A 23,748-nucleotide genomic window follows, 5' to 3' on the forward strand; every position below is an offset into this window, starting at 1 on the left:
CTTAAACCCGCGACTGCAGTAACGACCCCGAAGCGCACGCAAGCGCGCCTTCGGGGCGCGTGGACTCGACGTCGCCTTTTGAATCCCAGTTCCAGAACAACTTTTCTCAGGGAGTGGTCATGCAAGCTTTGATCGCCGACATCCAGGGTCTGACTGCCATCATCATCGGCCTCGGTGCTATCGGCGCCTGTATCGGTATTGGACTGATTGGAGCAAGGTCTGCTTAGGCCACACGCGTGTCGCGATCGGTAAGCCAGTTTTCCGTCAGCCGAAGGGCCGGTACAAATTCAACGACGACGCGTTGCAGCGTTGGACATAGAACATACCCGCTCTTGCTTACATAGGACGCGCGACCTATCTTCGATTACTAAATGAAATGATCGTGGGGTGGTGCGGGAGAGCTTTGGTTTGCAAGATGCGGAATTCACTCACACGAGCAGCGTGCTCGATATGTAATGGAGGAGTTATGTTGGACTCGGCTTCCCTCAAGCGCGTCTTCCCACGCTGCACGTCTCCTGACGCATGGACAAACAGCCTGAATGCGGCTCTGTCGAAGTTTGGAATCAATACGCCAGATCGCATCGCAAGCTTTCTCGCGCAGACTGGCTACGAGTCAGGTCAATTCAACAACCTTGAAGAGAATCTCAATTACAGTGTCGCAGCCCTGATGCGCGCGTGGCCGAAACGATTTCCGAATGAAGCGGCGGCATCGCCATATATCAACAATCCGAGAAAACTCGCGGATTTCGTTTACGCCAACCGGATGGGCAACGGCGACGAGCAGAGCGATGATGGCTACGTCTTTCGAGGACGAGGCATTATCCAGCTTACGGGGCGCAGTAATTATGCAGCGGCTGCAAAAGCAATCGATGCCAAGCTTCTCGAACAACCGGATCTGCTCGTGCAGCCCGAGTATGCCTGTTCGAGCGCCGCGTGGTATTGGCAAAGTCGAGGGCTCAATGAACTGGCGGACGATCGCACGGACGACAGCGACCTTGAGGACTTTACGGAAATCACCCGTCGCATCAACGGGGGCACCATCGGCATCAAAGACAGGTTCGCGTTGTATAAGCAGGTTCTCGCTGTGATCCATTGAAATTCTGCACACGCGCAGCGCAGGCATTGTGACGATGCCGGGAGAGGGCGAGGTTCAGTCCTACTGCCGTCGTGAGGTGTCGATGCTGACGAACGTGTACGCCGGCAACCGTTTTGGAGGGGTCAGAATGTGCGCTAAGCAGCTGGAAAATCAGAATGGCAGGCACGAGGACAAGGAGAACCCAAGGCGCGATCGCTTCTATGACGTTTTCCTATCCTACCGTTTCCGAGACTGCCAGAAGGTGAATGGGCTCGAACAGAAAATCAAGGCACTCGGCTTCGCGTCGTTTCGTGATACCAACATTCTGGAACTGGAAGACAGGGCTAACGTCACTCAGGAAAAAGTCGAGATCATACGAAGAAATCTTTCCCGAGCCACTTGCATGATCTTCGCTTACTCGCGGACCTCCGCGGACGAAGACAGCTCACTAGGTGTATGGATGCCGTGGGAGCTCGGGTTCTTCGATGGCAGCATTTCGTCACGAATCGGCGTCTATCTTCTCGATGGAAAGCCTGAACCTTTCGAGGCACGCACATTCTTTCGGAACAGCGAATATCTGCAATTGTATCCGGTGCTAACCGACGAGAATTTGCCCGCATTCCTGGCGCGCAACGCGGTACGGGAACGTCGCATCGACAATGTCGAAAGTGGCTTTCTTTGGCTGCAACATCTCTTTGAAGAGAGTTTGACGAATCCGACCAACGTCGCGTTGGGCGTCAGCGAGTGGTATGCCGATCATGCATCGACATTCTGGCGTCAGAATGGCAATGAAGCACTGGCAGCATACTTTGCGGATTTCAAATTGAAGCTCGACGATCTTCGGGTTACATGGACGCCGCAGCTTCGATTGAGAATGCTCGATGCGTTGTTTTGGGGAGTGCCCGATGTGAACGGCATCGCGACAAGAGGGACAGCGGGAGGGCCGGACGGGGCGAACGTCCGGAATGTACAAAAGGCAGATCCAATGCTCGTCGATTGGTTCAGCATATGGCAGTCCGCCATGAACCCGTTTCAAATGGGCGCGAACGCGTCAAATAGCGGCCGAACTTCGGTGACGACTGTTATCTAATCACGGATGACACGGATAGCGTGGCGCTACTTTCGGCCTGTCACCGCCTGTGTTCGATACCACACACTCGCCTTTCACGTTTGTTATCCCTGTCGGCTACTCTAGGTCGAAGAAGACGGATCATTATCGTTGCCGATGCGTCGTCTTATCGCAGAGAAGACGGACGGCATGAACCGCGACCTGCGTGGAACATAACGCGCCCCGACCCTCGAGAAAGACCGACCTGTTGTCGCGCCCACGACGAGTTCTGGAGACCGTCATGATCGCATCGTGCAACAAGCAAGTCGCAAGCGCGCCTTGGAGGCTCATGCGCGGTCGTCTCCTTGCGGATGGCGTGCTGATAGATGAACTTCAGCATGCGGAACCTCGGAAGCGTCTCTGGAACAGTGACCCTGGCATGGCGGGGCTCGTGCGCCGCCGCGAAACCGGAAGCGTTGCTGTTCGATGAAGGACTGGCGAGCTGATCCGATCCATGGCGCCGGTCTACAGTTCGCGTTATTCACGCCTCGTACCAGGAGGAGCAACGATGCGCAGCCTGAATGAGTCCGCCGCGGCCGTCGCGAGCGGCACCTCGCCGCAGCAAGCCCACGACGCGCAGGCGGGCGGCGGCGCATTGCGCGTGAGCGTGGTGAACGGCAATCTGCTTTTCATCGAGCAGCCGCTTCTGCTCGGTCACTACTCCGACGCGGCGCTGACGGGCGTCGAGGGCGTCGTCGATGAGCTGATGAGCGGCATCTTGAGCACATCGTTACGGCTCGGGCGCTATCCGCAGACGATCGGCGCGCAGCAAGTCTTCGTGAACGCGGGGCGGCGAGTGAAGCTGCCGTGCGAACTGCCGCGTCCGGCGGGCGCGATCGTCGTCGGTTTGGGCTCGGAGGGTCAACTGAACGCCGGTGACCTCGTCATGACCGTGCGCCTCGGTGTGATCGCGTGGGCGCAACGGCTTTCCGAGGCCGAACCGGACCGGATCGAGCCGTTCGAACTCGCCGCGACGCTGGTGGGCAGCGGCGGCACCGGCATCGCGCCGGGACAGGCGGCGCGGCTTGTCGTCGAGGGCGTCTATGAAGCCAATCAGATGCTCGCTCGCGTGACATGGCCTGGCGTGTCGCATCTACGTCTGATCGAGCTGTTCATGGATCGCTCGACAGAAGCCTGGCGCGCACTGCGCCTGCTGGAGCAGGCCACGCCAGGACGCATCCGGCTCGAAGACGAGGTGCTGCGCGACACGGGCGGTCTGTCCCGGCCGCTCGACAATACCTATCGCGGCACGGACTACGACCTCTTCAGCGCGGTCACGCAGGAAGACCGGTCAGGCGAGCAGTCGATCGTCTATACGCTCGACACGCGTCGCGCCCGCACTGAAGTCCGCGCGACGGCGACGCAGGGGCGGTTGATCCGGCAACTCGTGAAGTCTGCATCGAACGCGGACAACAGCGACCCGGGCATCGGCCGCATATTGTTTCAGTTGCTGATTCCGCGCGAGATGCATCCGTTTCTGGCGGGTGGATCGGACATGCAGATCGAAGTCGACGACGGCACAGCGGGTATTCCGTGGGAGTTGCTCGACAATACCGGCGGCGCATCCGGCAAACGCGATATCGACGCAGTCAAGCCGTGGGCGATCCGCGCGAAGCTGCTGCGCAAGCTGCGCACGAGGGATTTTCGCGGTCGTGTCGACGACGCCGACCGCGATGCCCAGATGCTCGTCATCGGCGAGCCGTATATCGACGACCCGCGCTACCGGCGCCTTCCCGGCGCGCGCGCGGAAGCCGAGGCGGTCGCGCGGATGCTCGCGCAGCGGCTCACGCCGGCGCAAGTCCGCGCGCTGGTGGCGCGTTCCGACGACGACGTTGGCGCCGACGCGCGCACCATAGTGAGCGCGCTGCTCGAGCGCGAATGGCGCGTGCTGCATGTCAGCGGTCATGGCGAGCCACCCGCCAACGAAGCGCCGGCCGCTTCGAACGGCGACCGCTTGCGTGGCATCGTCCTGTCCGACGGCATCTATCTGGGCGCACGGGAGATCGCCGCATTGCGTCGCGTTCCGGAGCTCGTGTTCGTCAACTGCTGCCACCTCGCCGAGCGCAACGAAGACCAGCTGATGAAGGATCCCACGCTGCAATACGATCGCCCGCGCTTTGCCGCGACTGTCGCCGAGGAGCTGATCAAGATCGGCGTGAAGTGTGTGATCGCGGCGGGCTGGGCCGTCGAAGACGAGCAGGCGAATCTCTTCGCGACGACGTTCTACGAGCGGCTCATTGCAGGCGACCGGTTTCTCGATGCGGTCGCCGCCGCGCGTCTTGCGGCCTGGCTCCAGGGCGGCAACACCTGGGCCGCATATCAGTGCTATGGCGATCCGAACTGGGAGCTGAGGTGCTCCGGCGAGACGCAGAGCGGACGCGGCCGTCCACCCGAAGAGCGCTATGCGAGCGTGGGCTCCGATGTGTCCTTGCTGCTCGCGCTGGAGGAGTTCACTACCAACGCGCGCTACGACGCCACGTTTCCGAAAGCACCGCTCGAATACCTGGAGCGTACATTTGGCCCACGTTGGGGACAGCGCGGCAAGATCGCAGAAGCCTTCGGCCGGGCGTGGAGCGCGGTCGGCATGTGCGAGCCGGCGATAAAGTGGTTTGAGAAAGCGCTCGCCGCCAATGACGGCGCCGCGAGCCTGGGTGCCTCCGACGCCCTCGCCAATCTGCGCGCGCGCAATGCCTGGAGCGTGCTGAAGGCAAAGTGTACGCGTGCGAACGCGGTCTTGCAGGCACCGCCCGATGCGATCGATGCCGCGCGCACGGAGATCGACGCGAGCATCGGGCGGCTGCAGGCGTTGCTGGCGGTCCAGGTCACGGCCGAACGTCTGAGCCTGTGCGCATCGGCGTACAAGCGGCTGGCCTTCGTTGAACATCTGGCGGGCGGAAACGAGGCGGAATCGAAGGCGCTCGCCGAGATGACGGGCATGTACACGCAAGCCGAGCAGCTTGCCCAGCGCGACAACGATCCCACAATGTTCTACCCACTGCTTAACCGACTCGTCAGCGAACTCGTTATGAATCTGAGGACTAACGCGCCGGGATACCTGCAAGCCGATGTCGACCGGCTGCGCGAATCGATCGAAATAAATTGCAAACAGAAACCGGATTTCTGGAGCATCGTTGCGCGCGCAGAAACGCAGTTCTACGACAGCGTGAAGGCCGGCCGGCTCGCGTGCAATGTCGACTCTCTCATCGATGCGCTGCGCGATCTAAAGTTGCGCATCAGCGCCACGCAGAACTGGGGCTCGGTGCTGGATCAGTGCGAATTCGTGCTGGCTGCGTATGCGAGCCGCGATATCAGCGAGGCGGAGCAGCAGGCGAGCTCGAAGCTGCTGCAGACGCTCAGCGAGTGGGCGGAGCAGGCCTGAAGCGATGCACGGCACGTCATGTGGGATGCGCATGACGTGCCGCGTGCCGGGGTATCAGAGATCGATTTCGCTCAGATAGTTGGCGGTGAACGCGGTGACCTTGTCGCGCAGCATGTCTTGCACCGAATCAAGCACCGAGGTGTCGATTTCGGCGGTCGTCGCGACTTTCCTGAGATTCGCATCGTTCTTGCTCACCTTGAAGAACAGCACTTGCGTGATGTCCATCGAAGTGTTCAACGAGAAGGCCATCATCGAGACGGTGAGCTTGTCGTCGGCGCCCTGGTCGGTCATGGCGAGCTGGAAACTGGTGGTGTTGACGCGCTTGGTCTCGCGGTTGAAGAGCGTGATCCAGGGCGTGTTGGTGTTCATCGACCCGAGCGCATCCAGCGCTGCCTTGATGAGGGGCGCGGCAGCAATCGCGCCAGGACCGAGCAGCGCCAGAGCGACGGCCTCGATCGCTTTGTGTACATCCAGACCGTCGTCACTCGTGACGTAGTCGGACATGTCGGACGTTTCGACCAGCCAGCCGAGATTGGCGAGCACTGACGCATACTCATGGAACCAGTCCGGCGCGTCGGGCGTGAGGTTTTTTTTCTTGAGGACCAGTTGCGCGAGCAGCAGCGAGTTGGTGATCGCCATGCGACGGGGTTGGGACACGCCGGACTTGAACGAGACCATGCCCGACCCGACCACGACCGACTCGTTCTTGGTGGGGTCGAACGGGGGCTGTGTCGCTTCGGCGATGCCGCGATCATCGCCACGATGGGGGACGGGCAGATCGGCGTCGCGCAGGAAATCGCTGGCCTGGTCGGCGGTGACGGTTGGGATCGACATGGCGATGGTCCTCGATGAGAGAGGTGGGAGGAAAAGCCGAGCGAGTGATACGCGTGTCTGATGTATCTGTCGGCTTACAGTTTTGTTCGTATATCTAAGCGTATAACAAAACTGTGCCATTTTCTCGCAGAAAAAGAGCGGTGAGGGAAGATCGGCATCTCGAGTGCGACGGTTTCGCGGAAGTGTCGGGGAACGCATCACTACGATCGCGCGTGCTGGCGACAGACTCTCGCTGTGATGCAACGAACAGCTCACGCACGGATCATGTCCGAAAATCTTGATCAGAAGAGCAAGCCATGGGTTTTATCCCCGACGACGCCATCAGCGACTAGACCATGACTGAGCTGAAATGCCATGACGGCGGCTTGGGTATTGCGCCCGAAGTCGCCGTCGACGAGCAGATGTGCGCCCTTGTTGTTCAGTGCAGTCTGTAACGCTGCGACATCAGGTCCACGATCTCCTAACGTCAGCAGAGAAGCGGTGGCTACACCGACTTTCGGTGCATCGCCGAAGACACCGTCTGCCGCCCACTTACGAATAAGATCGTCTCCGCACTCGAAATGCATCCCGTCCTCAGTACGAAAGCCGGCGCCCCAAAACCATCCTCTGCTGTTGAAGATAGGCGCAATATCGATCAGGCCTTGTTGCACGCGCCCGTCGCCACGAACGTCCAGTTGTCCATCGAGCGTGAGATCGATCGCCGTTCCCCACGAGTGATTGCTGATGGCTGTGGTTGATCCGCGCACGAATCGTGCGCAGAGCATTCCCGCATGCCCCAGTGCCGGGTAAATATTCGGACACGCACTCTTGATGTCAGTGAATATGTCCTTCAGCGATTCCACGGCGGGGCGCAGGCCTGTGACCTTCAGCGGACCGACCTGATCGCGAACGATCATCGATGCAATAACAGGCAGCGTTGGGTTCTGGCAATCCGAGCTGTAGGTGGCACGAGGATTACCAAGCAGCGAAATCATGGTTTGCTGACGAGCCGCTTTGACGTTCTGATTTATGCCGGAGGGAATTGGCATTAGTGTGGTAATCGACATGTTCGGCTCCTCGGATCGAGACGACTGCTATCGTCTTGTCGGCCACCGCTCGGATCTGGGGTCGATTCTGCAAAACGGATCGACCGCAGCAGCTTCATTACTGTCTATCCGTCATTGCGTGTTGAGGACATAAATGATCGGATATCGAACGGTAACGATATCGCCTCAGTAATGTGTCTTCCCTCTATCCGCGTCTACGTTCTACACGGCATACAAATCATCCGGCGAGCATTAGAGTCTGTATGTGGGGGATCACACAATGTGATCAATGTCGCTCTTACGGAATTTTCGCTTTTCACGCTATTGTTGTCGGTTTCGAAACGCCCGATGAGCTGATGACCGTTGCGCGTTCGCGAATGATCGCGGACTTCGTTCCTCGGCGCGAAAAAAAAGCGTACGAACGACGCGGTGAGCGCGTAGCCGAGAACGTAGCCGGCATCTCGAAAGGCGATTCACTTAAGCGCATTGGCTGATGATGTCGGTGGCCGTGACCTAGGATGACTGATGCACTTGGCGCTTTCATCGTGAGGAAGGCCTCCATACAGAACGCGGTCGATGTTGACCAGGGCAGAGCCGAAGATCTGCCGACATCTCGCGAAAGACCGCTCACAACGAAGAGGCATTTATTTCTGGGTTATCGCTCGGTCGAGCGACCGTGAGTCTGAGCAGCGCGCTCGCCTCGGTACCGCGTCGAATTGCACACATTGGTGCGACGTCGAAATAAGCCCCAACCATGATTGACTCGTCTTCGCACTCGCTACCGGGCGAAACAACTGCCACCAATATTTCGCACCTATCTTTTAGTTATCGGAAGCGTTGAATTTCCGATGGAAAAAAACTATGTACCTGGAGTCCCAATTCGTTTGTTCTGTCACGACCAAAGACTTTTGGTACATATCACGCGGTGTCGAAGATTGGTGCTTGCAGTTTGAATGAGTTGGGCGTGTTTCAAATCCCTTAAAGCGACAGAACCAGAAGTTCGACACCTGACACGACAAGATATTCGAAAAGTACTTTGGAATGTGCCTGCCTGCTTCCTAAGCTAGGGAGGGGCTGCGGTAAAGCCGCGGATTCGTTGCCTGGCGGGAAAGGTAAACGGGAATCGGAAACGGGAAAAGGAGGCACCTCAGATGCCACTCACTTTTGATCAACTGATCGAGCTCCTGGACAGGTCCATCTCGGTGGCCGGCGATAGCAAGTCGAAAAAGGCGTTCCTCGCCGATATTTTCCAGCCGATGCGATCTCCATTGGATTCTCGTGCGGCGGATCGAAGCCGACGCGACCAACTCATCCACCGGACGTGTGAAGATGAAGCTCTATACATGGAAGTGGAGCGGCCTCGGCGATTTCGCGATGAAGGACTTCCTGCCGCGCTACTACGGCTATGTCAGCGCGGAGCTGTGATCGAGCAGAGTCTTCAACGAGAATCGGACTGTGCGACCAGCGACCGCGCTTTCCGGTTCTCGTCGAGCGTCGTGAATGCCCATGCGAGATCGAAGGGGGCGACCTTGCCCTGTTGCGTAACGCGTCCGAGTGCATGCACGGTATAGCGCGTGCCGGTGCGAAGCGGCTCATAAGGCGTGCAGATTGCGGTGTTGCGCGCAGCATCCGCCGCCGTCAGCGGGGCAATCTTGCAAGCCACTTTTTTACCCCGCTGATCACGCAGTTCGACACTGCGTAGTTCGATGTGGGCGCTGGGCCCGCCCGACAGCGTCAGCGGAAAACCGAGCACCTGTCCGCGATACCGCCCATCGGCGCCCATCGGATCGGGTTGCTCGTTGTTGACCCATGCGGTGGGCACCCCGCGCTGGCCATCGTATGGCCACGCCACGAGTTCCGTTTCCGAAAGTGTGGGCGCGATGTCCGCAAAATCGACGACGGTCACGGAACTGGATCCTACTATCGACGCTTCGCCTGCGCGTGCCCAGTCAAACAGGATTGCGCCGCGATGATAGGGCGACGCAAAAATATCCTCGATCGGTGTGTCGACGGGACGCGGGCCGCCAAACACCGCGAGGACTTCACTCGCGCCATACGCTGGCGTATGCAGCCTCACCCGCGTGATTACGTCGATGCCGGTGAAACCGGGTCTACCTTCGATTTCATCATGCGTGCCGACCCGGTTGAGGTCGAGGTAGTGGGCGTGGTCTGCCGCGGCCTCGGCGAGCTTGTCGTCGACTGCGATCAGGGGCAAGCCGGCTTCTTCGCGACGGGCATTCACGTAATCGAGCGCTGTGGGTTCACCAACCCGGATGGTGTTCGAGGGGCCGGGCGCATACCGTAACCGCACGATGGGCCCTTGATAGGGAGGCTCCGGTTTTTCGACCTGGGTCACTTTGGTTGCGCATCCCGCGAGCGCGGTGATCGCAACGATGTATGTGGCGATTATTGTTCTCTGCATCTGGTTCTGCCGATAGTTCACGTACCAACTGTATTTATCGGCGGCACATCGCGAAAGTTGAGACCGTTCTAAAGTTCGCCGGCAGCGTGCCGTAATCGATAAAGGTAAGCCCGTCCCGTCGGATTGGATTGGCAGATCAAAAATCAGCGCCCACGCAGGCGCGACGAAAAACTGAACCTCCGAGGGGTTTTCATTGAGAGCATTGGGCAAGGCAAGGCCAATATGGCTTGCCGCGATTACCATTTTTGCCGTTACCGGGTGCGCTAATCCTGGCGGCGTCCAGCAAGCAGACGGGTCCAGAAGCACTTCGACGGACCAGGACGATCTCAACATCTTCGAGAGCACGTTCGCCAATCCCGATCCCTGTGCAAACAGCAATCGCAACATCGGCATTGCCGTGGGTGCGGGCGTCGGTGCCATTCTTGGCGCCGTGATCGCCAACAAGAACAAGGTTGCGGCGGCGGCAATTGGCGGAGCCGCTGGCGGCCTTGCAGGCGGGCTGATTGGTCATGCTGTCGACAGTCGACGTTGCGCGTTATCGAAAATTGCCGCGAAGCACGATCTGACATACTCGTCGGCCCCGCTCGAAGTCAGGGCGGCGGATACGGGAAAAACAGAGCAGGTCGGAAGCTCGTTCACAGTTGTCGACACGGCGCGCCATACCCAGTTCGAAACGGGCTCGGCAGAGCTCACGCCGGACGCGAAAACCTACTTCGGCGAGATTGCTGAACAGTACCGGACATCGACTCGCGTCGCGGAGGCTTCCACGGATGCCGAGAAAGCGGCCGCGGCACAGACAAAAATGCTGCTGATCGGCCATACCGACGATACAGGCAACTCCGAACTGAATGCCGATCTGTCGGAGCGCCGTGCCCGCACAGTGGCGCGTCTGTTCGCGGAACACGGCATCGCACCACAAAACGTCTTCTATCAAGGTGCGGGCGAGACCCTGCCGATCGCCGACAACCGGACGGATGAGGGACGCGCGAAGAATCGTCGGGTTGAAATCGTCGATCTCACGGGTATGAGGCCCGACATCCTGCAAAGCTATGTGAGCAGCCGGGTTCCGAAATATCAATACTATCGGGCCGCGACACCGCAACCGAACGTCCAGTCGACGCGAACGGCGATCGCAAAGCCAGCCCGGAAACAGGAAGAGGCGCGTGTGGCGGATTCGCCGCGCGTGGATAGCCATGTTGCGGCAACGGTATCCACCACTCCGGCTCCATCGACGGCTGCTGCCGCACCACACACGCCGCCGACGATTGCAACTCGTGGCATGTCCGACAGCATCGATTTCGGCTGGCGTGAAGCGTCGCCTGCGGGCATTGGTCTCCAGTTTGCTGCTGCTCCTGCGCCGTCGTCCTCCTTTTCGTTCCTGTCCACGGCGGTCGCCGACGAGGCGCCCGTCTCGAAGAGTTGCGTGAATGACCGTCCGCGCGTTTCGCACGCGATGAAGTCGGTAGCAGATGACCGCGCCGTACCTGTGCGCGATCACGTGCAAAACCTCTATGGAAGCAGTTGGGGCGCGACGCTCAATGGACAATATCTCGCGCTGAAGGACGTCTCCGTCCTTCGAAACGGCTCGACCGCAGGTACGAAACCAACCTTGCTGGTGTGGAAAGACTACGAACGGAACGGCGGGCTGAGCGGTCCTGCGCAGGTGCGACTGTCGCCCGACGTCAACGCCTATGCGGTGAAGGGTGGTGTGCTGTACCGCGTGTTCGTCAACAATGCCGGCGTATTCGACTGCGCCGACATCATCTTCGCAAACGGTAAGGCGACCGCCGGCGAACTCGTACGCCACAAGAGCAATCAGTATTTCACGGTTGATTACGTGCCCGTTATCGCACGAACATAAGAACAGGAAAGACGATCATGATGGACTTCATTCAGGCTAATCTGGGCACTGTCATCTGGTGGGTGGTGGCCGCACTCCTTGCTGTCGGTACATTTTCGTATCGTTCGACGCTCGAGTTCTGGCTGAACCACTGGAAATACACATTCCCGGTGCTCGGCAAGACCGCGCGTCTCTCCCGGCACGGCATTCACGGTCAGGGCGGATGGACCGATTCCGAACGCACGCTGTGCGGCGACTACAACAAGTTCATTTCTTATCTCTCGAAGGCCGAGTTCAGCAAGCGCAACGAGTATCTCGCCAAGGCTGACGACAGCGGTCGTTCGCCGACGCCGCTGTGGCTGATGGTGCTGCTGACGGTACTCGTCATTGCAGAAGGTCTCGGCTTCTCCTATTTGCTCGGAAGCTGGATGGCACGCGACGGCAGCGCAAATACACATACGTTGCTGATGGTGGCGATCGTGCTAGTAATTTGCGTGATCATGGTGTTCCTGACGCACGTGGCCGGGCATCAGCTGTATCGCTCGAATCTCGTTGCGCGCTGCCGCAAGCAATGGCGGCAGGACAAGACGCAGGAGCGCTTCTCAAGCCGCAAGGTCAAGCTCGATGAAGATCAGTCGGTGGATGACGGGGAGCCTGACTATACGCAGGTAGCGAACCGTGTGGGTACGAGCCACAGCTATTTCATGGTTGGCCTGACAGTCGCCGTGATTCTGGCGATCGCTGTGACGTCGACGTGCATGCGGTGGAGCAATCTGAATGCGGAACAGACGCGGGAAGCGATGGGCGTGAGCCAGGGCGCGGACGCAGGCAATCCGTTTGCAAATGGCAACGGCGTGCCGGCTGAATTGGTGGCCAGTCAGAAGGCGGCGGATGATCGCGCGCGGGCAGAGGAATCGTCGTCCACGCGCAGCGAAGGTGCCGCTGCTTTTATTACACTTGCGATCATTTTCGTTGTGACGCAGGTCGTCGGCATTTTTGGCGGGTTTGCATGGGGCTTTGGTGGCCGGGAAAGTCGTGCGGCGTGGAAGACCACGAAGGGCTTCACGACGTTCGAGGATTACAACAACTACTACGCGCCGTTGCGGTCCATCGCGCAGTCGCAGCTGGAAAACCTGCAGAAGCGGATGGCCGAAAACGCTGACATTTCGGGTAAGACGTTTTCGAAGACCTTCCGCAATTACGTGCTTGAACAGCGCGCGCTGTCCGATCTGGACGCGGACCCGGTTCGCGCGCAGTCGGCGCAGGCATCGACGGGTGTCGCATCTGAGATGTCCGAGAAAAAGGAAGTCGTAGTGCCGGCTTCGCCAATCGTCGCGGACACCATCGCGAAGCCTGCCGTCGCGGAAGAGGTAGCGAACGCTTCCATCGACAGCATCGTGTTGGAGATCGAGGGAGCATCCGATGTCACGCGCAAGAAGGAGCTTATCTACGGTCTCTCCGAGCCGGTACGGACGCAGGTGATCAATGAGATCAAGGCACGTAAGGAGCGAGCCGAGCACGCAAAGAACGCACTCGAGTCGCAGCTCGATGATCTCTTCAAGGTTTGACGGTCGACCATGATCCGATATCTCAGGTATTCATTCGTCGCGGCCGCGTTGAGTCTCGGCGCGGGTAGCGTACTGGCGGGAATCAGTAACGATGTTCCGAGCTGTTACGCAGCGAACCATATCAAGCCGGTTCCGGGCGGAGTCGATCGCGAACTCTTCATTGCAGTCGATCAGACGACCGTCTTCGATGAAAAGCTGCAGGCGCAGATTGCGGCGACGGCATCCGCCGCCATCAAGCCGGGAAGTGCTTACACATTGCTCGACTTCTCGGCCTTTTCGCAAGGTCGCTATACGGAAGTCGTGACACGCGGGGTTATCGAATCGCCAATCCCGGAGGAACTGCGCGACGACATCAGCGAACGTGCGTTGCGCACCTTCGATGCATGCATGACGGGCCAGTCCGCGTTTGCGCGTAAATCCCTGCTGACTGCCGTCGCGCAGGTTCAGTCGGCGGCGACCAACGACCTTGCGAGGTCGGACATACTCGCCGCGTTGAAGGACATCAGCGACAAGGTGCGTGCGTCGTCTGCTTCGGACCGGGTTGTGTTCCTGGCGTCGGATATGCTCGAGAACAGCTCAGTTTCGAGCTTCTATGCACACAACACTGTCCGGCACATCGATCCAGCAGCGGAAATAAAGAAAGCGAATGCGGCTGGTTTAATCGGCGATTTTGGCGGAGCCAGAGTGTATGTGCTTGGAGCAGGTTTGCTCTCCGGTGATGCAAAGGTAAAGAATGCCTATCGCGATCCGCAGACGCTAACGGCATTGAAGCAATTCTGGACGCTGTATTTCCAACAGTCGAATGCAAAGCTCCAGGAGTTTGGTGCGCCCGCTTTGCTGAACCCGGTTGCGTATTGAACGTGCTCTTTCTCACTGGGTTTATACACCGCTGAAGATCATTTCTTTTGTTGCCGTTGCGTTGCCAGGCTAGGGCATTCTTGCCTTATGACGCGGTTATGGTGATCGTCGCACGGTCTGGGCTGGGCAGTGATCGGGTTAACGGTCGACGTCTGGCGGTTGTTCGGCCATTGCGGACGTTGATGGGTGGTCTGGTCAGCGGCCGCAATGCGCCGCTAAGCCGCCAACTAACACGCAGTTCGTGCGAATGGCAGCGATGCCCGTTTCGCAAAGGCAGTGAACGACCTCGAGCGGTCAACCAGATTTCTAGAAAGCAGCCCGTCAAATCTGTGATCCGAGGATCGCCTTCGGCGGATAGCTCGCTAGCACGACGGAAGTGGTCACGGGCCCGAATCTGGCAAGCGCGTCGATCGCGGTTTCGAGTTGGGCCATCTCTTCAACCACCATCCGAACGATGAAGCAGTCTTCGCCGGTGATCCGGTGCGCCTCGACGATCTCAGGCATCGCTTCGAAGGCGCTCAGACAACGCTTTATTTCAGCGTGGGTGGTGCGGATTCGCACGATCGCGCTGATGCCCCGACCGACGAGGCCCGGATTTATCCGCGCCGCGTAGCCCTCGATAACCCCAAGCTCCTCGAGTCTCCTGATGCGGGCGGTGACAGCCGGCTGAGAAAGCCCGATCTGCTTCCCGAGTTCCGTGTTAGTGACGCGTGCATTGCACTGAAGCGCCTCCAGGATTCGCCAGTCGAGTCTGTCCAACGTTACCGGCTTAGCTTTCATTTGTGAGTACCCTCGATTTCCGTCAATTCGTTCGTGAATGACCGTCAATCCATTTGGTTTGCAATGTTGCCTTAGTTCACGAGCTTTTACACTGGATGCTCGTTTACTCATGGAGATCTGGCAGATGGACTACCCCGTTCTTGTTGTTCCTGGCATCGGCAACTCCGGCCCTTTGCACTGGCAGAGCATATGGCAGGCCGCGCATCCGGATTGGCAACGCCTCGTGGTCGAGGATTGGGATTACGTCGTGTGCGATGACTGGGTATCGGCCATAGAACGGCAGCTAGCGGCAAATGGGAGGGAGACTGTCATAGTGGCGCACAGCCTCGGATGTCTGGCCGCGGTCCATTGGGCTACCCGGTATGCGCGGGAGATTCGTGGCGCGCTGCTTGTGGCCGTGCCGGACCCAGCATCACCGGCATTTCCCCGAGTAGCCGCGAGCGGATTCGCCCCCCTGCCATCGGAGCGGTTGCCGTTTCCCACGGTGGTCGTATCCAGCACCAACGATCCGTATGGCAGCGTGGACCACGCACGTGCCTACGCAGCTGCCTGGGGCAGCGAACTCGTCGAAATTGGCGCACAGGGACATCTCAACGCCGACAGCAACTTGGGCAATTGGCGCGAAGGGTTTCGATTGCTGGAGAAGATGAACAACGGTTGATCCGGTTCTCAACCGCCAGCATCCCTATTCCATCACGCGAATTAGGATCGCTCACGGATCGCAGTTGCCGATGGTGGAATAGTTCTTCACTAAACGGCAAAGCATTGACCGGCTGCTGAAGGCAGGCGTTGCGTTCTACAACACCGCCGCGCAGCAACCCGCTACGGTCGGTCATTTGACCGATACCAGCACGGCGCGCCCGGTGCGATCCTTCTTCGCGACATATTCATGGAATCCGCTAGGGAGTTGCTATGGTCGATCGCGATGGACTTATGACTCGAGTTCTGGAAGAACGCTGGCTCACGCGCTACTACTTCGCCCGGACTGCGTTCTCAGCTGTATGGGTCGCACTTGCTTTTTCCGTAGGCCAGAATTTTCCCAGCGCAGCCGCCGCACTGCTGGTCGTGTATCCCGCATGGGATGCGCTGGCCAACTACATCGACGCTTCGCGTAGCGGAGGAATGGCTGACAATCGTACCCAGGCGATGAACGTCGTCATCAGTCTCACCACAACAATTGCTGTAATCACCGCATTGCGATTGAACTGGGTATTGGGCATATTCGGCATTTGGGCCGTACTCGCGGGATTGCTTCAGCTCGCCACTGCCGTCCGCCGCTGGCAGCACCTCGGTGCGCAATGGGCAATGATCCTGAGCGGCGGGCAATCGGCGTTGGCGGGAGCGTTTTTCCTTTTGCAGGCCCGCACGCCATTGCAACTTGCGACTGTCAGAGTGGCAGGCTATGCGGCCGTCGGCGCCGTCTACTTTCTCGTGTCTGCGGTATGGCTTTCAGTCGGCCAGATGCGCAGCAAGAGTGTTCGAACGTCTTGACACATCCGCGCATCCGATTCCGGCGTCTCATGTGATTCGAACGTCCGCTCGCTGGCGAGCGGACGCAAACAGCGCCCTCCGATGAACCCGGTCGACGGACATCAGGCCGCGAGGCGCAACGATTCAGCCGAGCTTTTCCTTGAGAAACGCAACCACATAAGGCGTAGCGGCGGCCGCGATCGTCGATGCAGTCGATGGATCGATGCCCATACGTGCCGCCAGCGATTCGGCCACGCGACCAGTCAGAACGCCTTCTCCGCCTTCTTCGAGCGATTTGAAAACGCCATCGCCCTTGACCAGCCCAGCGGCAAACGCCGCAAAGAAGCTCTTGCCCGGATGCTCGCCCAGCAGGCCGGGACCCTGCTCCTCGACGTGAGCATGCGCCGTCTCGGCCACCTGTCCCAGCATCTGCTGGGCGTCGTCGGCATTGATACCTTGATCGGCTAGTGCCTGGGTTGCCTGACTCCCATGTTCCGACGCGAGAAATTCAGATACCAGTTGCTGCATGTCCATGACAAATGCTCCAGAAATCGAGGCGTCGGAAAGACCGACTTGGAAAAGGCGGCTGCAACACCTTGCTCGGCGTATGAGCAGCGATGCCTGCCCCATTGTCGCTGGACAACCTTTCGGACGGACTACACAGCGCGCCGACGCTGCGCGGTATAACGCCACGACAGTCAACCAGTCATATGTCGATGAAGCGAAAAAGCCAGCGCACAATTTCTTGTCCACTGGCTGAACACTACAACGACCGGAATCTCGTGCAGAGAACGTCTACGTGAGGACTCGACTACTTCGTCGCGAAGACCGAGATTCCGCCGTTCGGAAACGCGGCGGCGCCTGGCTGGAACGGCACATAGACCTGGCCGAGGCCGCTGTCGATTGCAACCGAGTGCGCGCCGGTGCCTACCGCGACGGTGTAGAGCAGCTTGCGCGTCGCGCCGTCGATCACGCCCATCTGGGGCGTGAAGCCCGATGCCGCCGCCGTTCCGCTCGTCACCCAATGGCGCGCCGGCAGGAAATAGCGATTCGAGCCGGGATCGTATGCGACCTGGTCCGTTCCGCCAAAGGGTATCGACGCAAGTTGGGCCCCCGTGTTGCGGTCGAGAATCAACGTGATCAGCGGATTACCCGCAGACGGATCGCAGCCGATCAGCACATCGCTGTTAGGCCCGAGTGCAATGCCAGACGGCTCGCATTTGCCGAGTGAAAATGCCTTGCTGACAGCAGGCGTACCCGATGTGACGGAACTGGCTGTGATGACGTCGAGTTCGCCCGTCGGATTAGCCGTCGTTCCGTCGTTGTTGATGAGGAAACTCTTCGACGCCGCGTCATACGTGCAAGCTTCCAGTCCCGCTGAGCCGGTGAAGGTCAGCTTCGATACGACTGCTTGCGTCGTCGTCGAGATGAACGTGACGTACGGCGGCGTCTCACCCGGGCTTGCGAACATGATGAGATGATCGTCGGGATCATAACAGCCTTCGTCGACGCGCGAACCTGACGTACTGATCGGAATCGTCTTGACCGTTTTCATCGCGGCCGTATCGACGATTTTCACCGAATCGACGTCGCCCACATACAGCGTGTTCGTTCCCGTCACACCGACGATGCCGTCGGGCCCGGACGCATCCGTGCTCGCGCCTGCGCCCGTAAAACCTCCCGTAATTTGCGCGATCAGCGTGTTCGATTTCGTGTCGACGACATCGACGGATTTGTTGTTTCGGTCCGCCAGATAGTACCTGCCTGCTTCCGTGTAGCCGATATCGAAACTGAACGCCGGCGTCGTGGAATTAGGCACGGCGATGGTCGTCAACAGCTTGGACGGCGCGGGGGCGGGTGTCGATGAAGTCGGCGTCGACGTGGAGTTGTCTCCTCCGCCGCACGCTGCAAGCACGGCCGTCGCCACGAGTAGAACGGCCAGTAACGGTTTTTTCATCAGTCGGCTCCTTTGAGCAGCAAAACAGGTGAGAGAAACGCTTGAGTGCTGTGTGCAGTGCTTCGTTCCGGTGGTAAGGATGAGGAAGGAGTGGCAAGAATGCACAGAAAATAATTTGATGGTTTGTATAGAGAGATACGAATGAATGTATGGATGCCGAAATATTCATACACTTGCCTGTCGATATTTTCGTAATGTTGAATTCCCGTTTAGGACGCTGAATAACAATGAGAAGCGATGCAGGCACGTCGACAACAGAACTTATGCGGCATTGCCGCATTCATTTATATCGTTGGTGGAATTGCGGAAAGTGGTGCTTGACTGGGAACAACCTGCGGTCAAGTTACCGTGTAGAGATTGACATGCTGTACTTCGCCTTGGTCTCGCGGCTCTGTAAGGCCAGGTTATGAAGTAGAAAGCGTGAATTTCAGTGAGCAGAGAAAAACGCGGCGGGAAGAACATCGAAGGTCAGGGAAAACGCCTGGCACCTGATCCGTTCATTGACGAGATAAGACATTGCAACAAGAAATAATGCCTTCTTTAATGAATTTTCCGAATGATTCGCGTAATGCTTACCGGAATATAAAAATAAACATCAAATACCATGAAATGCCTCCTCCTCTTAATCAAAACCTAAGATTGGGGGAATACAATTCATTGCTCTATTTCCCGAATTCCAGAAACGAAACATTCGCTTTCCCGAAAATGAGATGTCGGCAGTTTATGTTGGGTCTGCCCAGAACGGGTTACACGTATCGACGAGAAGTGGCGTACGTTTCGGAGAGGATGTCGATCGTCCGCTCCTGCCCGACCACAGCCCGATAGTGGCGGTCCATCGGTGTTGGTGGTTACCGAATAGATGCCCGGTCACCAGGTGCGGTCCATTTCGACCACAGCCATGCAACGAGCTTCCGTCAAACGCGACGAAATCGCAGAACCGGGGACCGCGAATGCGTGAGTCGGCTACGCGGTGGCACCCGAATGAGACCGGATCTTCGAACTGGGCCTGGGGTTCAAGGCAATCTTTGCGCTTGCGGAAATGGTGGCCGGCGTCGCCACCTGCCTGGTGCCGCAACGGTATTTCCTGGTGCTGGCGCTGTGGGTCACCCGGGATGAGTGCGCTGAAGATCCGCACGATCCGGTAGCAAACGTCCTTCTTCACATCGTGCAGCACCTGTCCGTTGACTCCCAGCGATTCGCCGGAATCTATCTGATGGGTCACGGGGTGATCAAGCTTTGGCTCGTGGCCGGCCTGCTGCGCGAGAGGCTCCGGTACTTTCCCGTCTCGATCGTGTCTTCGCGCTGTTAGGGCTATCGTTACACATACACCCATTCGATCTGGCTACTGCTGGTGACGGCACTGGACATGGTTGTCATCGCCCTTACGTGAGACGAGTACCGATATCTGCGAAGCGGCATTCGAGATAGAAAACGATGAGATCTGAGACTCGCTCCGACGCACGCATTCCTGTCCTCGCTCTGTGCGAATGCTGGGACTCGTCAGCCTTTTCATGGATCTTTCGTCTGAACTCATTCACGCACTGCTACCCATATTTCTTGTCACCACGATGGGCATGAGCATGAGTGCGCTTGGCGTGCTCGAAGGGGCTGCCGAGGCGACGGCGATGATCGTGAGGATCTTCTCGGGCCCCGTGAGCGACTGGCTTGGCAGGCGCAAGCCGCTGCTGTTGCTCGGCTATGGACTGGCCGCGCTTTCCAAACCGCTTTTTCCCCTGGCAGCTACGCCTGCGGTCGTCGTGGCAGCGCGCCTCATCGACAGGTCTGGCAACGGCATTCGCAGTGCGCCAACGTGACGCGCTCGTCGCCGATGTCGCGCCGCCGGAGATTCGAGGCGCGTGGTTCGGCCTGAGACAATCGATGGATACGATCGGTGCGTTCGCCGGACCGCTTGTCGCAATCGGACTGATGCTCCTGTTCTCGGATCACATTCGTACGGTCCTCCGGTTTGCTGTCGTGCCCGCGGTGATCGCCTTCGGCGTGATCGTGTTCGGCATCGAGGAGCCCGCGCACGAACACGAGTCTCGCCGCTTCCAGTTGCCGCTGCGCTGGGCGGCGTCGCGGGAATTTTCGGGCCGCTAATGGTTCGTCGTAGCGATGGGCGCTGCCTTCACGCTCACGCGGTTCAGCGAGGCATTTCCAGTACTGCGCGCGCAGCAGACGGGCATCAATATCGCCTGGATTCCAGGCGTCGTGGTCGTCATGAGTCTCGCCTACGCGCTCAGTGCGTATCCCGCCGGAGTCGTCTCCGATCGAAGCGACCGCCGCGTTCTGCTTGCGCTCGGAATCGTCATGCTGATCGCGGCGGACCTGGTATTGGGCGCGAGTGCATCGATCATCGCCGTTCTTATCGGCATCGCGCTGTCGGGCCTGCATATGGGCTTCACGCAAGGCATATTCGCCGCGATGGTCGCGGAAACGGCCCCGCAATCGCTAAGAGGCACGGCGTTCGACGTTTTCAATCTTGCGGGCGGAATCTGCATGCTGCTTGGGAGCGTCATCGCCAGCTGGTTGTGGGATCGGCATGGCGCCTCTGCCACATTCCTTGGCGGAGCCGTTCTGGCCGTTCTCCCGTTGGCAATGTGCCGCTTCGCACCAAGTGTGGCAAGGCGCAAGCCCTGACACTGCTTTCTGGTCAGAACAGCAAACTCATATCATCGCCGTTTCGATGGTCGCGAGCATCCAGCACTGGCGCATTGCCAACGCAATGACAGAACGCACCGGCCGTTGACGCACCGACACCGGTCATGGTGATGCTCCCGTTGAACGGCGGCTGTTGGCCGGAAGCACCAGTTCCGTGAACGTTCTTAGTCGCCCAATGAGAATTGATGCGAGAGATTAGAGCTTAAGCCAGAGCCAAAACCAGACTCCTGCGAGAAACAAGGGCATAACGAACCCTGAAAGACTCCCAACGATATACAGCCCTCCCTGTCGATTGGGAAGGGCGTCAAATTCTTCGATCATTGGAGGCGTGCGTGCTCTTGCCGCATCTTCCGTGGCTTTCCGACGTCTGTAGTTTTCATTCACTACTTTGTGCGCGACCGCAACACCCAGTAAGACAACCAAAGATGACACGATCCCAATCCAACACAGTGCTGCCAGAAGACTCGGAATGATGTCCGCAGCATCCGCCGGATTCAGTCGCTGGCTGTTGGGTCGATCCCGTACCCCCACGTTTAAACCGACCACGAACGCCGTAAAGAGAAACGAATGAGATGTTAGTAACCATGTTACACGTTGGCCAACATATTCGAACTCGTCTCGAATGAAGCCATCGAGACGAGACAGGCGGCGATGCAGATGCTCTTCGTTGACTATGACAGGCACTCGACGCCTCCTAATTTCACTTTTTAGACCAGCGCACGGCGCAGGACCTCGGCCGGTCGACGACGCTGCCCTTAGCTTAGGAGATCCCCATTCCGCTGTCCGCCTGATCGAAGTCTGAATGTACGGCGACGAACAGAGACTGTCTGGATCCGCACTGTACGTTTGCAACCGGCGAAAGCCTTCGCATTGCATTGAAAGGCGGTTGCGGGTCCGAAGTACGCATTCGCAACCAATGAAAGCTGACGGTCACCTCCGCCGAACTGCGAATGTCGGCAAAGCGAGTCATTGCCGCCTGACAGGGGCGATACCTGAAGGTCAGCTATGGCCGAAGACCCGACGCCAACCCCCTGCGATCGAGTGATCACTTACGAAGCGGAACGACCGTCGGAATGTCCTCGCGATGCATCGAACGGAGATCCCGTCATGCTCGGCTGCCGCCCGACGCAGTAAAAGGCACCACAGACGACGCGATGCCGCGGACGCGTTCATAACAACATAGGCGTCGTCGCACACCAGTGTCGCCAGTCACACCTACTCTGGCGCTCTACGCTAAGACATATCCGCCGCTAACACCGAAGCCTGCTCGAGAAAATTCGCCGTCTTTGCTGGCGTCGATTCAATCCGCGATGCCAGCACCAGCCGGATCGAAATAGGTTTGCCGAGTGCGTCAACGTACACGACGCCTTCAACCCGTATCTGACAAACAGAAGCCGGCACCAGCGACACACCAAACTCCGCCGCCACGAGATTCACCACTGACGACAACTGCGGCGCCTGCTGCCCGGCAATCGGCTCAAAGCCAGCTTCCCTGCACGCACCGACGATCACATCATGCAACGTCGGGCTAGCCTCTCGCGGCAGCATCACGAACGGATCTTCGGCCAAATCCGACAGTGCGATCTTGCGCTTCTTCGCAAGACGATGCGTGGCGGGCAGCACGATCTTCATCGGCTCGATTGCGATGTGATGGAACTGCACGCCAGCGGGCGACTGACTGCCGAGTCGCACGAACGCGACGTCCACACGGCGTTCGTCGAGATAAGCGAGCAGTTGCGCCGTATTGCCTTCCGCCAGAGTGAGCGTGACATTCGGATAAGCCTGCCGGTAAGCGCGGATCAGCTTCGAGACGACAGGATTGAAAGCCGCCGACCCCGTAAAGCCGATATTCAGTTGCCCGATCTCGCCGCGCCCGGCGCTCTGCGCTTTTTCGACAGCGATACGCGTGTCGTGCAGGATGCGTTTGGCGTCGGCGGCGAAGGCTTCACCCGCTTCCGTCAGAACGACGCCATGCCCCGTGCGGCGAAACAGGCGCACGCCCATTTCGTCTTCGAGCGCATGGATTTGCTGGCTGAGGGGCGGCTGACCGATGCCCAGCCTTTCGGCGGCGCGGGTGACGTTGCGCTCTTCGGCAACGGCGAGGAAGTAGCGGATATGACGCAGTTCCATGCGATATATGGAAAAGCTATTTCAGAAAGACGCGATAGATATTGGACAGTATAACAGTCCCGCGACAAAATATCGCTATCGCGCGGTCCGCCGCCCCTGTACGTCTCCCCGGATAACGTCCCCAGCAACCGTCAAGAGGAGAAAGGCAGGACGCATCGCGCCTGTGGTGGCGTGCGGCTATGCCGTCGTTGTTTCTTTTTGAAGAGCCGAAAGGGGTCTACTGTGGCAGACACATTGAAAAAACCGAGGCCGGAATACCGGAACATCGGTATCGGGCAGATATTGACGGCATACCGTCTTCCCCTCGCGGGGCGGGTGTCGATCCTTCACCGCGTGAGCGGCGGCCTGCTGTTCATCTTCCTTCCGTTCCTGCTGTACCTCTTTGACCAGAGCCTGACCTCCGAACTGAGCTACGAGGTGTTCAAGGGCTTCCTGTCCAACATCATCGTCAAGCTGATCGTGCTGGTGCTGGCGTGGGCGTTCCTGTTCCACTTCTGCGCGGGCGTACGCCATCTGTCGATGGACATGAACCACGACGCGGTCTCGAAAGAGCGTGGCAAGAGCACGTCGGTCGTCGTGCTGGTGGTGTCGTCGATCCTGACGATCGCCTTCGCGCTCAAACTGTTCGGAGCATTCTAAAA

At 58.7% G+C, this 23,748-nt stretch carries 18 protein-coding genes and 2 pseudogenes; 12 read left to right on the forward strand and 8 right to left on the reverse strand.

The window, feature by feature from the left end; all coding sequences use genetic code 11:
• Positions 1-119: 119 nt before the first annotated feature.
• From BLT65_RS25025 to BLT65_RS25045, 4 genes and pseudogenes are all read left to right on the forward strand, one after another.
• Positions 120-218, forward strand: a pseudogene (locus tag BLT65_RS25025) (F0F1 ATP synthase subunit C); the annotation flags it as partial.
• 248 nt (positions 219-466) lie between these two features.
• Positions 467-1,096: a glycoside hydrolase family 19 protein gene (locus BLT65_RS25030; RefSeq protein WP_091782197.1), complete on the forward strand. Its 630-nt coding sequence runs from the start codon at positions 467-469 to the stop codon at positions 1,094-1,096.
• A gap of 82 nt (positions 1,097-1,178) precedes the next feature.
• A complete protein-coding gene (locus tag BLT65_RS25035; protein WP_143036545.1) occupies positions 1,179-2,165 on the forward strand; it encodes a hypothetical protein in 987 nt (328 codons plus the stop codon).
• Between the two features lie 526 nt (positions 2,166-2,691).
• Complete coding sequence (locus BLT65_RS25045; protein WP_167306534.1) at positions 2,692-5,562, forward strand: CHAT domain-containing protein; 2,871 nt, start codon at positions 2,692-2,694, stop codon at positions 5,560-5,562.
• A 54-nt stretch (positions 5,563-5,616) separates the two neighbouring features.
• Here the strand turns inward: BLT65_RS25045 and BLT65_RS25050 are convergent, their stop codons facing one another.
• The 3 genes from BLT65_RS25050 to BLT65_RS25060 form a co-directional block, all read right to left on the reverse strand.
• On the reverse strand, positions 5,617-6,396 hold the full coding sequence (locus BLT65_RS25050) for a hypothetical protein (protein ID WP_091782208.1): 780 nt from the start codon (positions 6,394-6,396) through the stop codon (positions 5,617-5,619).
• A gap of 281 nt (positions 6,397-6,677) precedes the next feature.
• Positions 6,678-7,442 (reverse strand): peptidoglycan-binding protein, encoded by a 765-nt coding sequence (locus BLT65_RS47640; RefSeq protein WP_208545800.1) that lies wholly within the window; start codon positions 7,440-7,442, stop codon positions 6,678-6,680.
• Between the two features lie 1,417 nt (positions 7,443-8,859).
• Complete coding sequence (locus BLT65_RS25060) at positions 8,860-10,263, reverse strand: CAP domain-containing protein (protein ID WP_244186592.1); 1,404 nt, start codon at positions 10,261-10,263, stop codon at positions 8,860-8,862.
• Between BLT65_RS25060 and BLT65_RS25065 the strand changes: the two genes are divergently transcribed.
• The 3 genes from BLT65_RS25065 to BLT65_RS25075 are packed head-to-tail and all read left to right on the forward strand — an operon-like array spanning position 10,241 to position 14,109.
• Positions 10,241-11,704 (forward strand): OmpA family protein, encoded by a 1,464-nt coding sequence (locus BLT65_RS25065; protein ID WP_167306535.1) that lies wholly within the window; start codon positions 10,241-10,243, stop codon positions 11,702-11,704. The two genes, BLT65_RS25060 and BLT65_RS25065, sit on opposite strands and share 23 nt — an antisense overlap.
• Positions 11,705-11,721: 17 nt before the next feature.
• Positions 11,722-13,251, forward strand: a complete 1,530-nt coding sequence (locus BLT65_RS25070; protein WP_091782214.1) for a hypothetical protein — start codon at positions 11,722-11,724, stop codon at positions 13,249-13,251.
• A gap of 9 nt (positions 13,252-13,260) precedes the next feature.
• Positions 13,261-14,109, forward strand: a complete 849-nt coding sequence (locus tag BLT65_RS25075) for a hypothetical protein (protein ID WP_167306536.1) — start codon at positions 13,261-13,263, stop codon at positions 14,107-14,109.
• A gap of 321 nt (positions 14,110-14,430) precedes the next feature.
• On the opposite strand, the gene BLT65_RS25080 is transcribed toward BLT65_RS25075, so the two are convergent.
• Positions 14,431-14,889 (reverse strand): Lrp/AsnC family transcriptional regulator, encoded by a 459-nt coding sequence (locus tag BLT65_RS25080; RefSeq protein ID WP_091782217.1) that lies wholly within the window; start codon positions 14,887-14,889, stop codon positions 14,431-14,433.
• Between the two features lie 124 nt (positions 14,890-15,013).
• Here BLT65_RS25080 and BLT65_RS25085 point away from each other — a divergent pair, with 124 nt between their 5' ends.
• Together BLT65_RS25085 and BLT65_RS25095 are read left to right on the forward strand one after the other, a co-directional pair.
• Complete coding sequence (locus tag BLT65_RS25085) at positions 15,014-15,550, forward strand: RBBP9/YdeN family alpha/beta hydrolase (protein ID WP_091782287.1); 537 nt, start codon at positions 15,014-15,016, stop codon at positions 15,548-15,550.
• A gap of 251 nt (positions 15,551-15,801) precedes the next feature.
• Entirely contained in the window at positions 15,802-16,380 is a 579-nt protein-coding gene (locus BLT65_RS25095; RefSeq protein WP_091782220.1) for a hypothetical protein, read from the forward strand.
• A gap of 123 nt (positions 16,381-16,503) precedes the next feature.
• On the opposite strand, the gene BLT65_RS25100 is transcribed toward BLT65_RS25095, so the two are convergent.
• Both BLT65_RS25100 and BLT65_RS25105 read right to left on the reverse strand, forming a co-directional pair.
• On the reverse strand, positions 16,504-16,893 hold the full coding sequence (locus BLT65_RS25100; RefSeq protein WP_091782223.1) for a hypothetical protein: 390 nt from the start codon (positions 16,891-16,893) through the stop codon (positions 16,504-16,506).
• Between the two features lie 277 nt (positions 16,894-17,170).
• Positions 17,171-18,316, reverse strand: a complete 1,146-nt coding sequence (locus tag BLT65_RS25105) for a YncE family protein (protein ID WP_091782226.1) — start codon at positions 18,314-18,316, stop codon at positions 17,171-17,173.
• 1,006 nt (positions 18,317-19,322) lie between these two features.
• Here BLT65_RS25105 and BLT65_RS25110 point away from each other — a divergent pair.
• Both BLT65_RS25110 and BLT65_RS25115 read left to right on the forward strand, forming a co-directional pair.
• The gene (locus BLT65_RS25110) at positions 19,323-19,625 is read left to right on the forward strand and encodes a DUF2127 domain-containing protein (protein ID WP_425273143.1); all 303 of its coding nucleotides are present in this window, start codon (positions 19,323-19,325) and stop codon (positions 19,623-19,625) included.
• A gap of 202 nt (positions 19,626-19,827) precedes the next feature.
• Positions 19,828-20,956, forward strand: a pseudogene (locus tag BLT65_RS25115) (MFS transporter).
• A gap of 216 nt (positions 20,957-21,172) precedes the next feature.
• Here the strand turns inward: BLT65_RS25115 and BLT65_RS46550 are convergent.
• Positions 21,173-21,661 carry a hypothetical protein gene (locus tag BLT65_RS46550; RefSeq protein ID WP_143036546.1) on the reverse strand — a complete coding sequence of 163 codons (489 nt, stop codon included), beginning with the start codon at positions 21,659-21,661 and terminating at the stop codon, positions 21,173-21,175.
• A gap of 549 nt (positions 21,662-22,210) precedes the next feature.
• Positions 22,211-23,107, reverse strand: coding sequence for a LysR family transcriptional regulator (locus tag BLT65_RS25120; protein WP_091782229.1), 897 nt, complete (start codon positions 23,105-23,107; stop codon positions 22,211-22,213).
• 222 nt (positions 23,108-23,329) lie between these two features.
• Between BLT65_RS25120 and sdhC the strand changes: the two genes are divergently transcribed.
• Positions 23,330-23,746 (forward strand): succinate dehydrogenase, cytochrome b556 subunit, encoded by a 417-nt coding sequence (sdhC, locus tag BLT65_RS25125; RefSeq protein WP_091782232.1) that lies wholly within the window; start codon positions 23,330-23,332, stop codon positions 23,744-23,746.
• The last annotated feature ends 2 nt before the right edge of the window (positions 23,747-23,748 follow it).

It is taken from the genome of Paraburkholderia steynii (genome assembly GCF_900100565.1).
Taxonomy (GTDB): domain Bacteria; phylum Pseudomonadota; class Gammaproteobacteria; order Burkholderiales; family Burkholderiaceae; genus Paraburkholderia; species Paraburkholderia terrae.

Excerpts from the sequence above, each read along its gene's own strand:
- BLT65_RS25050 (WP_091782208.1), bottom strand. The coding sequence starts at position 6,396 with ATGTCGATCCCAACCGTCACCGCCGACCAGGCCAGCGATTTCCTGCGC.
- BLT65_RS25030 (WP_091782197.1), top strand. The coding sequence starts at position 467 with ATGTTGGACTCGGCTTCCCTCAAGCGCGTCTTCCCACGCTGCACGTCT.
- BLT65_RS25120 (WP_091782229.1), bottom strand. The coding sequence starts at position 23,107 with ATGGAACTGCGTCATATCCGCTACTTCCTCGCCGTTGCCGAAGAGCGC.
- BLT65_RS25095 (WP_091782220.1), top strand. The coding sequence starts at position 15,802 with ATGGTCGATCGCGATGGACTTATGACTCGAGTTCTGGAAGAACGCTGG.
- BLT65_RS47640 (WP_208545800.1), bottom strand. The coding sequence starts at position 7,442 with ATGTCGATTACCACACTAATGCCAATTCCCTCCGGCATAAATCAGAAC.
- BLT65_RS25070 (WP_091782214.1), top strand. The coding sequence starts at position 11,722 with ATGATGGACTTCATTCAGGCTAATCTGGGCACTGTCATCTGGTGGGTG.
- BLT65_RS25075 (WP_167306536.1), top strand. The coding sequence starts at position 13,261 with ATGATCCGATATCTCAGGTATTCATTCGTCGCGGCCGCGTTGAGTCTC.
- BLT65_RS25100 (WP_091782223.1), bottom strand. The coding sequence starts at position 16,893 with ATGGACATGCAGCAACTGGTATCTGAATTTCTCGCGTCGGAACATGGG.
- BLT65_RS25060 (WP_244186592.1), bottom strand. The coding sequence starts at position 10,263 with ATGGCACCGACGCCCGCACCCACGGCAATGCCGATGTTGCGATTGCTG.
- BLT65_RS25085 (WP_091782287.1), top strand. The coding sequence starts at position 15,014 with ATGGACTACCCCGTTCTTGTTGTTCCTGGCATCGGCAACTCCGGCCCT.
- BLT65_RS25080 (WP_091782217.1), bottom strand. The coding sequence starts at position 14,889 with ATGAAAGCTAAGCCGGTAACGTTGGACAGACTCGACTGGCGAATCCTG.
- BLT65_RS25105 (WP_091782226.1), bottom strand. The coding sequence starts at position 18,316 with ATGAAAAAACCGTTACTGGCCGTTCTACTCGTGGCGACGGCCGTGCTT.
- BLT65_RS25035 (WP_143036545.1), top strand. The coding sequence starts at position 1,179 with ATGCTGACGAACGTGTACGCCGGCAACCGTTTTGGAGGGGTCAGAATG.
- BLT65_RS25045 (WP_167306534.1), top strand. The coding sequence starts at position 2,692 with ATGCGCAGCCTGAATGAGTCCGCCGCGGCCGTCGCGAGCGGCACCTCG.